Annotated in this window: 13 protein-coding genes and 1 riboswitch; of the genes, 9 read left to right on the plus strand and 4 right to left on the minus strand. The window is 55.3% G+C overall.

Annotated features, from left to right (window positions below; translation table 11 throughout):
* Positions 1-351 precede the first annotated feature (351 nt).
* Positions 352-1,455 (minus strand): IS4 family transposase, encoded by a 1,104-nt coding sequence (locus MHI24_RS26050; protein ID WP_340020563.1) that lies wholly within the window; start codon positions 1,453-1,455, stop codon positions 352-354.
* 484 nt (positions 1,456-1,939) lie between these two features.
* Between MHI24_RS26050 and citZ the strand changes: the two genes are divergently transcribed.
* The 3 genes from citZ (at position 1,940) to MHI24_RS26065 (ending at position 4,964) form a co-directional block, all read left to right on the plus strand.
* Positions 1,940-3,052, plus strand: coding sequence for a citrate synthase (citZ, locus tag MHI24_RS26055; RefSeq protein WP_340022462.1), 1,113 nt, complete (start codon positions 1,940-1,942; stop codon positions 3,050-3,052).
* 91 nt (positions 3,053-3,143) lie between these two features.
* Positions 3,144-4,439 carry an NADP-dependent isocitrate dehydrogenase gene (gene icd, locus MHI24_RS26060; RefSeq protein ID WP_340022463.1) on the plus strand — a complete coding sequence of 432 codons (1,296 nt, stop codon included), beginning with the start codon at positions 3,144-3,146 and terminating at the stop codon, positions 4,437-4,439.
* Positions 4,440-4,538: 99 nt separating this feature from the next.
* Entirely contained in the window at positions 4,539-4,964 is a 426-nt protein-coding gene (locus MHI24_RS26065) for a hypothetical protein (protein ID WP_340022464.1), read from the plus strand.
* Positions 4,965-5,301: 337 nt separating this feature from the next.
* Here the strand turns inward: MHI24_RS26065 and MHI24_RS26070 are convergent, their stop codons facing one another.
* Together MHI24_RS26070 and MHI24_RS26075 are read right to left on the minus strand one after the other, a co-directional pair.
* Complete coding sequence (locus MHI24_RS26070; RefSeq protein ID WP_340022465.1) at positions 5,302-5,886, minus strand: GNAT family protein; 585 nt, start codon at positions 5,884-5,886, stop codon at positions 5,302-5,304.
* Positions 5,887-5,900: 14 nt separating this feature from the next.
* Entirely contained in the window at positions 5,901-6,926 is a 1,026-nt protein-coding gene (locus MHI24_RS26075; RefSeq protein WP_340026795.1) for an amidohydrolase family protein, read from the minus strand.
* 374 nt (positions 6,927-7,300) lie between these two features.
* Here MHI24_RS26075 and MHI24_RS26080 point away from each other — a divergent pair, with 374 nt between their 5' ends.
* From MHI24_RS26080 to thiH, 5 genes are all read left to right on the plus strand, one after another.
* Positions 7,301-8,173 (plus strand): SDR family oxidoreductase, encoded by an 873-nt coding sequence (locus MHI24_RS26080; RefSeq protein ID WP_340022466.1) that lies wholly within the window; start codon positions 7,301-7,303, stop codon positions 8,171-8,173.
* A gap of 220 nt (positions 8,174-8,393) precedes the next feature.
* Positions 8,394-8,496: riboswitch (TPP riboswitch) on the plus strand.
* A 111-nt stretch (positions 8,497-8,607) separates the two neighbouring features.
* Complete coding sequence (locus MHI24_RS26085; RefSeq protein WP_340022467.1) at positions 8,608-9,273, plus strand: thiamine phosphate synthase; 666 nt, start codon at positions 8,608-8,610, stop codon at positions 9,271-9,273.
* Complete coding sequence (gene thiS, locus MHI24_RS26090) at positions 9,270-9,473, plus strand: sulfur carrier protein ThiS (RefSeq protein ID WP_340022468.1); 204 nt, start codon at positions 9,270-9,272, stop codon at positions 9,471-9,473. Before MHI24_RS26085 ends, thiS begins: the two co-directional genes overlap by 4 nt.
* A 57-nt stretch (positions 9,474-9,530) precedes the next feature.
* On the plus strand, positions 9,531-10,295 hold the full coding sequence (locus MHI24_RS26095) for a thiazole synthase (RefSeq protein ID WP_340022469.1): 765 nt from the start codon (positions 9,531-9,533) through the stop codon (positions 10,293-10,295).
* Between the two features lie 22 nt (positions 10,296-10,317).
* Positions 10,318-11,439 carry a 2-iminoacetate synthase ThiH gene (gene thiH / locus MHI24_RS26100; protein ID WP_340022470.1) on the plus strand — a complete coding sequence of 374 codons (1,122 nt, stop codon included), beginning with the start codon at positions 10,318-10,320 and terminating at the stop codon, positions 11,437-11,439.
* Positions 11,440-11,485: 46 nt separating this feature from the next.
* Here the strand turns inward: thiH and yfbR are convergent, their stop codons facing one another.
* Positions 11,486-12,106, minus strand: coding sequence for a 5'-deoxynucleotidase (gene yfbR, locus MHI24_RS26105; protein WP_340022471.1), 621 nt, complete (start codon positions 12,104-12,106; stop codon positions 11,486-11,488).
* 104 nt (positions 12,107-12,210) lie between these two features.
* On the opposite strand from yfbR, the gene MHI24_RS26110 reads away from it, so the two are divergent.
* Positions 12,211-13,884, plus strand: coding sequence for a fumarate hydratase (locus MHI24_RS26110; protein WP_340026796.1), 1,674 nt, complete (start codon positions 12,211-12,213; stop codon positions 13,882-13,884).
* Positions 13,885-14,262 lie beyond the last annotated feature (378 nt).

The following is a 14,262-nucleotide window of genomic DNA, read 5'->3' on the forward strand; positions in this document are numbered from 1 at the left end:
GTCCCTCCTGTTCTGGCAGATTGCCTGAATTACGGCTCGTCTTATATATATTCATCAGGGAGGTGAAAAGACTAGCGGAGCAGGAACATCGAGCTGGATATTGGGCTGGTTCTGCACCCGTTACCGGTTTTTACGCTTGCATTCAAGCAGGTAATTGTATTTCCTGCAATAGAAAATGGATTCCTGACCGTAAAATGAGATTCTAATGTATTTCATACAGTAGAATGTTGGGTTTTGGGTGGAAACTGGCCTTTGTTCAACACCCCATTGTACGGAATACAGTAGATTCTATTTCGAGGCCTTTTTTACAGCAATCCATTGTACAAAATGCACGCCTGTTGATTAGCTAAATTATGGGAATGTAAGATTATTAGTCAAAAAAGTAATCCATTCTACGGGTAATCGTTGCAGCGTAAATAAGCGGTCAAAATCGGCAAACGTTAGTTTGGCGCTCCAATGAACCACTGCATTTCCTTTGTCAAAGAGGAATTTCAATAACACATAAACCAGTAAAGCGGTATACAACTGTCCGTACACAGCATTGGGTGTGGTCCCAAATAAGGTTGGAATGTTTAAATGCTGCTTAATCCAGCGAAAAAACACTTCGATCTGCCACCGCTTCTTGTAAATTTCTGCAATCCGCTCAGCGGAGTGCCAGTGCAGATTCGTAGCAAGAATCACCGGGTTGCCTTGTGGGTCTCTTAGAATTACTACGCGAAAACGGTTCTTGGAAAGCCGTTGTCCTTTTCCTAATTGGCAGGTGAAATCTTGTTCGAGAGTTCCTGTGAAGGGTTCGCTTCGTATCCGGGCAACCGGGGACTGAAAGAGCGTGTTGTCCCGAAGCCGAATGACAAAGCATTGGTGCTGCTCCAGATACTCATCGAATCGTTTGTGACTGCCATACGCCCGATCGGCTACGATAATAAACCGTTTGTCGATCAGCTCGGGACAGCTTTTAAAATCATGGGAATTCCCTGTGGTCTCGGTCACCTTAAAGAGCCGGCCTTCATCGGCCACCACCGACACGTGTAATTTGATTCCTGCGCGTTCGCCTTTCAGCGGAGCCCAAGGAAGCCGTTCTTTCCCGACGGTAATTTTGGTGGAATCGACGAGAAGTAAGGCTTTGGGAATCCCTAAATGTCTTCGGGTCGAGCGATTACACAGATCAATCATGAGGTTCAGCAATTGCTTAAAAAGCTCGAAGGGAACATCTTTCGCTTTTTTGGAAAGCGTTGAATGGTCTACGGGTCTAAGGCCGCTGGAATCCATGCGTACTTCACCATCCCGATATCCCTCCCACTGCTGGAACGAAGCCTCCGCCAAGAATAAAAAGAGGTCATAGACGGTAAACTTTCTTGCTGTATCGACATATTCAAGTTCTTGAAGAAACGGTGAGAGTTTCTCTTCAGGAATCACTAATTGCAGAATGTTCGAGATTGAAGTAGACTTTTTCATGAGGTCGCCTCGTTTCGGATGTTTGTAGGGGTACAAACACTTTACCGAATGAGCGGCCTTTTTGCTACCTTTTTTTGGCTAATCAACAGGCCTGTACAAAATGCAGTTACTATCGTTCCAGCGCCTACATTATCCGAATGACTGCTGTGTGAATGAGACGCTGGCCCGTTAAGGTCGGGAATGGTCATATTCATAATGAAAGAAGGCTATGTAACCTGAGAGCGGGAGCATGAAACATTTTTGCGTTCGTTTTTTTCTATCTATCTGATAAAATCATTTGATGCCTTTCAAAGCTTCCACGTTGTTCACATAAACGTCAAAATCCGGTATGATGAATAAAGGTTAAACCGCAGAAACTCCGTTGCAAATCTTCAAAGTCTGTCCTGACGCCTGTTTCAGAGAGTTGAAATACGCAAAAATGTAAATGTTTTCATTAGGATTAAAGCAGCATTATATACCCCTGTTGGCAAAGGAGAGAGATACTATGACAGCTACTAAAGGACTTGAAGGCATTGTTGCAACTACCTCCTCGATCAGCTCGATTGTAGACGGAGTGCTTACGTACCGCGGTTATGATATTGATGATCTTGCGGATCATGCCACCTTTGAGGAGACCGTCTATTTGCTGTGGTACGGCAGTCTGCCGACAGTGCCGGAGCTGGAAGCTCTGCGGCGCGAGCTTAGCGCTTCCGCCTCCATCCCGGAGCAGGTGCTTGCCCAAATGAAGCTCTATCCCAAAGACGCCAACACCATGGCGGCGCTGCGCTCGGCCGTGTCCAGCCTGTCGCTCTATGACGAGTCTGCGGAGGATATGAGCAAGGAAGCGAACCAGAAGAAGGCGCTGAAGCTGCAGGCACAGCTCCCGACCGTGGTGGCTGCACTCGCCCGCATCCGCAAAGGACTGGAGCCGGTTGCCCCCAAGGAGGGCCTTGGCATCGCCGAGAACTTCCTCTACATGCTGTGGGGCGAGCAGCCGGATGCTGTATCGGTCAAGGCGCTGGACACGGCGCTGGTGCTGCATGCCGACCATGAGCTGAACGCTTCGACGTTCGCAGGCCGGGTAACCGTAGCCACCTTGTCCGACATCTATTCCGGCGTTACCTCCGCCATCGGCACGCTTAAGGGACCTCTGCACGGCGGAGCCAATGAAGCGGTTATGAAGATGCTGGAGGAGATCGGCAGCATCGATGCGGTAGAGCCGTATATTCAGGGCAAGCTGGAGCGCCGTGAGAAGATCATGGGCTTCGGGCACCGGGTATACAAGAACGGCGATCCGCGGGCCAAGCACCTGATGAAGATGTCCAGAGAGCTGGGCACGATGAAGAATGACACCAGTCTCTATGACATGTCCGTCAAGGTGGAAGAGCTGATCACCAGCCAGAAAGGGCTGAAGCCGAACGTGGACTTCTATTCCGCCTCGGTCTATACCCAGCTGGGCATTGAGCGCGAGCTGTTCACGCCGATCTTCGCCATCAGCCGGACGTCGGGCTGGACTGCGCATATTCTGGAGCAATATGAGGATAACCGCATCATCCGTCCGCGCGCGGAATATACCGGCATGTCCGACATGAAGTACGTCCCTGTTGACGAGCGTTAACCGGGCGGCCCTTGCGGGCCGTCCCACCCCTTTAGTACAATGAATGATAATAATGCTTGTACATCATACTTATTAGGAGGAGTTCCCACAAATGTTGAAACTGGAACAATATGATCTACCTACAGAAGGCGAACAAATTACAATCGAAGACGGCAAGCTGCAGGTTCCAAATCATCCGATCATTCCATTCATCGAGGGTGACGGTACCGGCCGTGACATTTGGAAAGCCTCCAAGCGGGTGCTGGACGCCGCTGTAGACAAGGCTTACGGCGGAGAGAAGAAGATTGCGTGGTACGAAGTGTTTGCCGGCGAGAAGGCCTTCAATACTTATGGTGAATGGCTGCCGAACGACACGCTGTCCGCCATCCGCGAGTACATCGTGGCGATTAAGGGCCCGCTGACCACTCCAATCGGGGGCGGTATCCGTTCCCTGAACGTGGCGCTGCGCCAGGAGCTCGATCTGTATGTCTGCCTGCGTCCGGTGCGTTACTTCGACGGCGTGCCTTCGCCGGTGAAGCATCCTGAGCTGGTGGATATGGTTATTTTCCGTGAGAATACAGAAGATATCTATGCCGGCATTGAATATCAGGAAGGCTCCGCTGAAGTGAAGAAGGTGATTGAATTCCTGCAGAAGGAGCTGGGCGTGAACAAGATCCGCTTCCCGGAGACCTCCGGTATCGGCATTAAGCCTGTGTCCGAGGAAGGCTCGAAGCGTCTGGTGCGTTCTGCGGTGGAGTATGCGATCAAGCACGGACGCAAGAGCGTGACGCTGGTACACAAGGGCAACATCATGAAGTTCACAGAAGGCGCATTTAAGAACTGGGGCTACCAGGTAGCTGAAGAGGAATTCGGCGACAAGGTGTTCACCTGGAACCAGTATGACGCCATCAAGGAACGTGACGGTGAAGCTGCTGCGAATGCGGCCCAGAAGGCGGCTGAAGAAGCCGGCAAAATCATTATCAAAGACGCAATCGCCGACATCGCGCTGCAGCAGGTGCTGACCCGTCCGACCGATTTCGATGTCATTGCGACGCTGAACCTGAACGGGGACTATCTGTCCGACGCACTGGCTGCCCAGATCGGCGGCATCGGGATCGCGCCGGGAGCGAACATTAACTATGTGACGGGACATGCCATCTTCGAGGCGACTCACGGTACAGCGCCGAAGTATGCCGACAAGGACGTTGTGAATCCGGGCTCTGTGATTCTCTCCGGCGTTATGCTGCTGGAGCATCTGGGCTGGCAGGAAGCGGCTGACCTGATCTACAAGGGAATGAGCACGGCGATTAACAATAAGACGGTGACTTATGACTTTGCCCGCCAGATGGAAGGCGCCACTGAGCTGAAATGCTCTGCCTTCGCCGACGAGATCATCAAGCATCTGTAAGCGAACAGGAACGGCGAGCCGGCAGGTATGGGCTGCACATCCGTGCAGCTTATGCCTGCTCTTTTATGTCACATTCTAATTGAATTGGAGGAGATTACGGTGGGTCATGTTTTCTTTTTTCTGCATATGATCGGGACGCTGGCGCTTGGCTTCTACCTGGTGCTGCCGTTTATTCTGAGCGGGACGGCCAAGCTGTCCTCACCGGCGAAGGAAGGCACGTTAAGTGCAATCGGCGGATTTAACCGGTTCGCCCAATACGGGCTGGTCATCCAGCTGCTCACAGGCGGCTACATGATGACCAAGGGCGAATACTCCGTACCCTGGATGATCGTGGTGACCATCCTGCTGCTGGCGATGTTCGCCTTCGGCGGCATTATGACCAAGCCGCTGCGCCTGGCGGCGGCCGGTATGCGGGAGAACCGCGATGTCTCGGCCGAGACCGCCAAAATCCGCACCATGAGCCTGCTGCTGATGATCGCGCTGATCATCATGGTCTTTCTGATGGTGTACAATCAGATTATTTAAGATGGGGACCGGCCCGGCGGGGGTTGCCGGGTAGGTATAAGTTCTTGGGAAAGCTCTGGAGGCTGCGGCCTCCGGGGCTTTTTTGGGCTTAGGGCAGGTGCGGGCGCGTGGGGGAATGTAATCGAAAAACCGAACACATTCGGCGTGGTGGAGGCGTGCGAACCCAATGTAATCGAAAAACCGATCATATTCGGCGTTACGTGGACGCATGGGTCCAATGTAGTCGGAAAACCGATTATAATTCGCAGGAGCGGGGGCGTGCGACCAAATGTAGTCGGAAAACCGATTATAATGTGCAGGGCGGGAGTGAGCAGGCCCAATGTAATCGGAAAACCGACTACAATGTGCAGAGGCGGGGTGCTCGAGAGTAACTTTGTTCATTCAGGCTCAATAGCGGCGTGGCGGCAACCTTCTGGTACTCCCGCTCCAATATCGCGTAGAAGTATTGATCCACCCACTGGCCGTTCCAATACAGCTCCTCGCGGAAGATACCTTCCCGCACCATGCCCAGCCCCTCCAGTACCTTGGCAGAAGCGGTATTATGCAGGTTGCACATCGCAATTACCTTGTGGGCCTTCCACCCTTCAAAAGCAATCTTCAGCGCCATCCGGGCAGCCTCTCCGCAATAGCCCTGCCCCCGGTATTCCGGGAAAAGGCAGAAGCCGAGCTCCCAGCTACCCCGTTCATGTACATACCAGTGTAAAGTCAGCTCCCCAATAATGGTGGCTTCAGGAGAATTCAGCCGGATCAGGTATTGCTTATACCAGTCACTGCCGATACGCTCAGCCACTTCCCTCCGCACCGCCGCCTTATCGGTGGGAATCCGATCCTCGTACGGCCAAAGGCTGGCATTAGTCTCCAGATCAACGATGAACTCTATATCATCCTCAGTGACCGGGGATAAAGCGATTCTTGGCATCATAGTGTGTTGCCCTCCTAGTTTGTTTGATATACGACGTTGCCGTCTTTCATAACAAGCCAGACGTTACGCAGATTGGATATGTCGGACAGCGGATCGCCCTCAACAACCAGCAGATCAGCGATTTTGCCTGATTCAATGGTTCCGAGCTCATGGTCCATGTGGCAGATATTAGCACCGGTGGATGTGGCTGCCTTAATGATCTGCATTGGGGTGAGGCCGGCCTGGGCCAATAGTGAGATTTCCCTCCAAGGCATACCGGCTCTATACCACGGGCTTTCTTCCTCCACAAAATCATCCCCCAGCCCAATCTCCCCGCCCGCCTGGACGTATCTGTGGACATTATCCAGGCCTTGGTCCAGCAGAGGTGCACCGAATTTGTCCTGGAACATGTCCAGTACGGTGAGGGTGGGAACGATGCGGATATGTGCACGAACCATCTGCTCTATGAGGTCATCGTCCAGCCGGTCATATACCATATGTGCCGCATCGCTGATCCCGGCATGGACCAGAATCTGCAGATTATGTCTACTTGTAACATGGGCAGACACAGGCGCGCCCATGCTGCGGGCCTCTTGACAGATGGCCTCAAGAATCTCCTGACTGAGCTGGGGCAGTCCGGTGGTCGAGGAATCGTAACCGTCTTCCAGTGCGGTTTTGATACAATGTATCCCTTGCATTAATACTTCTTGGACCTTAGCACGCGCCTCTTCCGCGCTTACGACTCCGATAGGGGCCTGGCCGCCATATCCGCCTGGAGCGGTGAACACTTTGCCGGACGTAATGATTCTGGGATACATGCCGTCACTCAGTTTATTCGTATGTGTAATCACGTCTTCAATCGTTGCTGCCGTAGTCATTCCTTCATCGCGGATCGTAGTGATCCCTTCGGAGAGGCAAGCAGCAAGATACCCGGTGTCATACCCGTGAAGCGGCTTATTCTGTATGTATTTGAAGCTGGTGTGGGCATGGGAGTGGATGAATCCCGGCAGAACCGTAAGTCCCCTCAGGTCAATCCTGTAACGTTGTCTGACTCCGTTAATCCTTCCGCGTGCTGTGCAATAGTGGCGATTCGGCCGTTCGTAATTTCTATGCTTGCCTTATATAGCGGCGGTTGTCCGGTTCCATCGATTACTGTCGCGTTAGTCAATAGCAACCTATCATTCCCCATAGCTGAAGCCCCTCCAGTGAACACGTTATCTATCAGCACAAAGTATAGGTCATCCCCCTTCCCGTTTATAGATAATATTCGGTTTCTAACTGTTCCTTACATGCCTGTTTGGCTGGCTGCCGAGCGGGTAATTAACATAACGTACAGCGGTTCAGAAACAGGCTGTCAAGATGCATAAACACCAGACCTTAAGCCATGCTAACAGGATTAGACCCTATCATGTACACAGCGAAAGGAGAATGGATTATGCCAGACACAAGCAAAGAACAGACGAAGACACTACCTCCGCAGGTGCAGGACCAGCGTCCGGGCATCGAGAGTGAGATGAACCCGCTCCCGAAGTTTGAGACAGCGGCCTACAAGGCAGCAGGCAAGCTGCTGGGGAAGGCTGCGCTCATTACCGGAGGCGACAGCGGGATTGGGCGCGCGGTTGCCGTGCATTTTGCCAAGGAGGGTGCGGACGTTGTAATCTCTTATCTGAACGAGCATGACGATGCGCAAGAAACCAAACGCCAGGTGGAGCAGGAGGGCAGGAAGTGTATTCTGGTCTCCGGGGACATCGGGGTAGAGGCCTTCTGCCAGGATCTGATTAATAAAACGGTTGAGGGACTCGACAAGCTCGACATCCTCATCAACAATGCGGCCGAGCAGCATCCGCAGGATAATATTGAGGACATTACAGCGGAGCAGCTGGAACGGACGTTCCGGACCAATATTTTCTCCATGTTCTATCTGACCAAGGCGGCTATGCCTCATCTTAAGCAAGGCTCCACGATCATCAACACGACGTCCATCACGGCGTATCGCGGCAGCCCGCAGCTGCTGGACTATTCGTCCACCAAGGGAGCAATTCTCAGCTTCACCCGCTCGCTGTCGATGAATCTGGCCGAGAAGGGTATCCGTGTGAACGCGGTTGCACCGGGACCGATCTGGACCCCGCTGATTCCATCCACGTTTGATGCGAAAAAGGTCAGCGAGTTCGGTGCCACCCAGCCGATGAAGCGCCCGGGACAGCCGGAGGAGCTGGCTCCTGCTTACGTCTACTTAGCCTCCGACGATTCTTCCTATGTCAGCGGACAGGTGATTCATGTGAATGGCGGCGAGGTTGTTAACGGCTGATGCCGTTTGAATAGAGGAAATGAACAAGCCAGCCGGGAGGCTGGCTTGTTTGCTGTACATAGGAAAATGTGGATAAAGCTGAAGCGTCTACCCTGGAATAGATATTTAGCATTCACTCCATTAATGTCGTCAGTTTGCTGAGCATTTGTTAGCATGAAAGGATAGCCCTAACAGGAATAATGTGCTAATATACAAAAGGCAAGAGCACATAATTGCATAGAACGATCACTAGGGGTGCCGCAAGGCTGAGACGGGCGTAATGGTCCGGACCCTTTGAACCTGATCTGGTTTATACCAGCGTAGGGAAGTGGAGAACGAATGATACAGCGGGAAGATGCGGCCAGTCCGGGATTCCTGCTTGTGTTCGGAGACTGCTTCCTTATGGGAGGCGGTCTTTTTTGTGTTGTGGGAATGAAGCAGGGGGCGGGGTGAAGATGTTGTACGAGCTTCATGTGATCTCAGACGGGCGTATGGCTCCCGGAGCACTGGCGGAACTGGCCGCAGCGGTGCAGCCTATGGTGGATTATATCCATCTGCGGGAAAAATCAATGCCCGCCCGGGAGCTCCTGGCAGCTGTGGAGCTGATCCTCGGCGCAGGGGTTCCCCCGGCGAAGCTAGTCATCAACGACCGGATCGATGTGGCGCTGGCCGCCGGTGCTGGCGGGATACAGTTGGCCTGGCACAGTCTGCCGCCGGTAGCTGCCCGCAGCATAGCACCCGGCCTGCGTCTGGGCTGCTCGGTCCACTCTGCAGAGGAAGCGGCACAGGCCGGACGGCAGGGGGCGGACTTCTGCTTGTACGGGCATGTATTCCCGACGGACTGCAAGCCCGGACTGGCCGCCCGCGGGCTGGAGCAGCTGGCGGAGGCCGTCCGCAGAAGCAGCGTTCCGCTGATTGCGCTCGGCGGCATTACTCCAGGCAATGCCGGAGCGGTGCTGGCCCAAGGGGCGGATGGTATTGCTGTCATGTCGGGGATCTGCGGGGCTAAGGACCCTGCTGCGGCGGCCAGGGCTTACAGGGAAGCCATTCATAGGGCATCCGGGCAGGCTGATGTGCCGGGTCCGGCTCAGGCACTCGGTAAAGGAGGTGATCAAGCATGAATATAACGGTGAACGGAAAGACGCAGAGTGTTGAGGAGAGCTGCCGGACACTGGCCGATCTGCTGGCCCGGCCCGAGTGGGCGGGGAAGCTGGTGATTGTGGAGCTGAACGGCGAGCTGGCCGGCAGAGAGATGTACGGGGATATTGTGCTGAATGAGGGGGACCGGGTGGAGCTGGTTCATTTTGTCGGCGGGGGTTAGAGCTTGGGCATTGCATTCATTAAGGTTCCATACACACATCTTCCGGGAGGCGTTAATATGCAAGATCCATTTATCATTGGCGGTGTGACACTAAGCAGCAGGCTGTTCATTGGCACCGGCAAATACAGCAGGAACACTCTTATTCCTGAAGTCATCGCGCGCTCCGGTTCAGAGGTCATTACGGTGGCGCTTCGCCGGGTAGACCCGCAGAGCCAGGACAACATCGTCCTCCATATTCCATCCCATATGACCTTATTGCCCAATACATCTGGTGCGCGTACTGCTGAGGAAGCGGTACGGATTGCCCGGTTAGCGAGGTCGGCGGGGCTCGGCAATTGGGTGAAGATCGAGGTGATTAACGACCAGAAATATTTGCTGCCGGATAATGCCGAGACGATCCGGGCGACAGAAATTCTGGCCGCGGAAGGCTTCGTGGTGCTGCCTTATATGAGTCCTGACCTGTCTGCCGCCTTGAGGCTGAAGGCCGCCGGAGCAGCCGCCGTTATGCCGCTGGGTGCGCCGATCGGCTCCAACCGCGGGCTTCAAACCAAGGAGCTGATCCGTATCCTGATCTCCGAGACGGATCTGCCTGTCATTGTGGATGCCGGAATCGGCAGGCCGTCTGAGGCGGCGGAGGCTATGGAGATGGGTGCAGCTGCGGTTCTGCTGAACACAGCGATTGCGACAGCCAAAGATCCGCTGCTGATGGCTGAAGCCTTCCGTGAGGCGGTATCCGCAGGGCGCAAGGCTTACCTGGCCGGACTGGGACCGGTGGAGGAGACGGCGTCCGCCTCTTCGCCGCTGACCGGATTTCTGGCCTGAACGATGGAAGGGGAGGAAGGATATGAGCTTTTATGAAACGGTGACCCGGCTGGAGCAGCTTCCTTACGATACGCTGTGGAGCCGGTATACGGCGGAGGATGTGCAGCGGGCGCTGCGTGCAGAGCAGGTCGATGAAGAGGGACTGATGGCTCTGCTGTCTCCGGCGGCGGAGCCTTATCTGGAGGAGATGGCGCAGAAGGCGAACCGGCTGACGCGCATGCATTTTGGGCATGTGATGCAGCTTTTCACCCCGATGTATCTCGCGGACTTTTGTGTGAACCATTGTACCTATTGCAGCTTCAGCTCGATCTATGATTATCCGCGCAAAAGACTGACCCTGGACGAGGTCGCCCGCGAGGCAGAAGTCATTGCCGCCACAGGTCTGCGCCACATTCTGATTCTGACCGGGGAATCCCGGAAGGACAGTCCGGCCAGTTATGTGAAGGAGTGTGTGGAGGTGCTGCGCCGCTATTTTTCTTCTGTAAGCATTGAAGTGAACCCGCTCTCCACAGCGGAATATGCGGATCTTCGGGAGGCAGGTGTGGACGGGCTGACGCTCTATCAGGAGGTCTATCATCAGGAGACGTACCGGGCGCTTCATATAAAAGGACCCAAGCGGGTGTACCGCAACCGTCTGGATGCGCCTGAACGGGGCTGCCAGGCCGGGTTCCGCTCCGTCAATATCGGGGCACTGCTCGGCATGTACGAGTGGCGCCGGGAGGCGCTTGCGACAGCGCTCCATGCCCGGTATTTGCAGGACAAGTACCCCGAGTGTGAGATCGGGCTGGCGATTCCCAGATTCCGCCCGTACCTGGGGGAGCACAATCCGGCAAGTGATGTCAGCGACCGTGCGCTGGTGCAGATTATTTTGGCCTACCGGCTGTTCCTGCCGCGCTCCGGGATCTCCCTGTCCACGCGGGAGCCGTCTGCGCTGCGGGATCATCTGGTTCATCTCGGCATCACAAAGATGTCGGCAGGTGTGTCCACCGAGGTAGGCGGGCATTCGCTGGAAGGCGGAACCCCGCAGTTTGAGATCTCGGATGGCCGCAGTGTGAGTGAGGTCGTGGAGATGCTGCGCCAACAAGGACTTGAGCCGGTATTCAAGGACTGGGATATCCTGTCTGAGCCGCTGGCGATGTCTTGAGTTGACTAATGTAAGCTTCAACCCGCCGTGAGGCGGGTTATTTGTGTTACAGGTCCCCCTGGTTCATGCTTGACGACAGCTCGTCCAGAGACATCTCGAAGCTTGGCGCCATATGGGTGAGAAAATACTCCATCTCCGGCATCGCCAGCGCATGCAGCTTCGCGGCGGTCTGCTCTTTGGCGGAGGCGAATTCACGGTTGCCTGCGGCGGTCTCCCAGACGCATTTGAGATAGGCGTCCAGGATGTCGGCTGCCTTGACGTAGCGGAGCAGCCCGGCATCCGGGGAGCCGGGCGGGATGGCCTGAGGCTGCAGGAGCGGTGCGTAGACAGCGCCCAGCTCCGGCGGGATCATGGCGGCCAGCCGGTCGGCGGCTGCCTGCTCCATCTCGCGGAAGCTGGACAGGAGCAGCGGATTATTATGCTTCACCGGGGTGGCGATATCGCCGGTGAAGACCTCGGTGGCGTCGTGGAACAGCGCCATCGTTGCCGCCCGGTCGGCGTTCAGCGACCGGCTGAAGCGGACATTGCCGATGGTGCACAGCATGTGCGCCAGCAGGGCAACCTGGAACGAATGCTGCGCCACGTTCTCCGGGGCGGTGCTGCGCATGAGGCTCCAGCGCTGGATATATTGCAGCCGGTACAGGTAGGCGGAGAAATGGTAGTTCAATTTTGAAGTAACCCCTTTCATGTGTGTCTTAATATGATATGATAATAACTGATTGTACCAGAGTTAAGGCAGGCTTACACAGTTGGAGAGGAGACTGAATGAAGATGCAGCAGTTTGAAGAGAGCATTTATAATCTGATCGTAGAGACCTCCACGAATTTGCCGGGTGATGTGCGCCGGGCGGTAGCCAAAGGCCGCGCACTGGAGGACCAGGCCACACGTTCGGGATTGGCGCTGACCACCATTGCCCAGAATATCGGGATGGCGGAGCAGCAAGTATCGCCGATCTGCCAGGATACGGGGATGCCGACTTTTATTATTCATACGCCGGTGGGCGTGAATCAGATAGAGATGAAGAAGGATATTCACAGCGCGATCATCCGCGCGACGAAGAACGGGAAGCTGCGGCCCAACTCCGTGGATTCGCTGACCGGCGAGAACAGCGGGGATAATCTGGGGGCCGGCACACCGGTGATTCATTTTGAGCAGTGGGAGGAAGAGGGCATTGATGTCCGGCTGATTCTGAAGGGCGGCGGCTGCGAGAACAAGAACATCCAGTACAGTCTGCCGGCAGAACTGGAGGGGCTGGGCAAAGCCGGCCGCGACCTGGACGGTATACGCAAATGCATCCTGCATGCGGTCTTTCAGGCCCAAGGCCAGGGTTGCAGCGCAGGCTTCATCGGCGTAGGCATCGGCGGCGACCGCACAACGGGCTACGAGCTGGCGAAGAAGCAGCTGTTCCGCAGTGTGGAGGATGTGAATCCGAACGAGGATTTGGCCAAGCTGGAGGAGTATATTATGGAGAATGCCAACAAGCTGGGCATCGGCACGATGGGCTTCGGCGGTGAAGTCACCCTGCTGGGCTGCAAAATCGGCGTCATGAACCGGCTGCCGGCCAGCTTTTTCGTCTCTGTAGCCTACAATTGCTGGGCCTTCCGCCGCCAGGGGATTCTTGTTAATCCAGCCACCGGAGACATTCAGGAATGGCTCTATGAGAGCGGCACCGGCATCTCTGTAGAAGGGGAGACGGCCAAGCCGACGCCTGAGCCTGTGGCGGTAGCTGCTGCGCAGGACAGCGGGGCATCCGCTGTCGTTGCAGAGGATGTAACTATTCCGGCAGCGCCGGATCTTCTGGCTGGAGGCACACAAGCGGCTGATGCGGAACAGGCTGTGGCAGCCTCTGCCCCGGCCAGCGGCTCGCGTGAGGTCCGCCTGACGACACCAATCAGCGAGGAGGATATCCGCAGCCTGCGTGTCGGCGATGTGGTGATTCTGTCCGGCGAGATGCATACCGGCCGCGATGCGCTGCACAAATACCTGATGGATCACGACACGCCGGTGGATCTGAATGGCGCGGTCATCTATCACTGCGGACCGGTGATGCTGAAGGATGACGAGGGCTGGCATGTGAAGGCGGCCGGCCCGACCACCAGTATCCGGGAGGAGCCGTACCAGGGCGATATTATCAAGAAGTTCGGCATCCGTGCCGTGATCGGTAAGGGCGGCATGGGTCCTAAGACGCTGAAGGCGCTTGGCGAACACGGAGGAGTCTACCTGAATGCGATCGGCGGAGCGGCGCAATATTATGCGGAATGCATCAAGAAGGTGAACGGGGTCGACTTCATGGAATTCGGCATTCCTGAAGCGATGTGGCATCTGCAGGTGGACGGCTTCGCAGCGATCGTAACCATGGACGCCCACGGCAACAGCCTGCACGCCGATGTGGAGAAGGATTCCGCCGCCAAGCTGGCCCAGTTCCGCGAGCCGGTATTTAAGTAAGGGCGCACCGTCACTAACGGATCTTAACGCATAACAGTATAACCAGTCAGACAAGAGCCTCTTTCATTCCGGTGAAGGAGGTTTTTTTGTGGAGTTAGGTGCGGGTGCGTATGGGCGGGAATGTAATCGAAAAACCGACCACAATCGGATCGGAAGCGGCGCCTGGGCCGCATGTGATCGAAAAACCGATCACAATTGGACCGGGAGCGGAGCGTGGGCCGAATGTAATCGAAAAACCGACCACATTACGCAGGCGTTGGTGCTGCGGGCCAGATGTACACACAAATTGCCCAGCTCTCCTGCCTGAACGCGCGTTTTTGGTTTTTTCGCAGAACAGCATTTTTCGCGGATGATTTTTTTGCAGCGAAGTTCGCGGAT

Origin of the sequence: Paenibacillus sp. FSL K6-1096 (genome assembly GCF_037977055.1) — a bacterium.
Taxonomy (GTDB): Bacteria; Bacillota; Bacilli; order Paenibacillales; family Paenibacillaceae; genus Paenibacillus_AQ.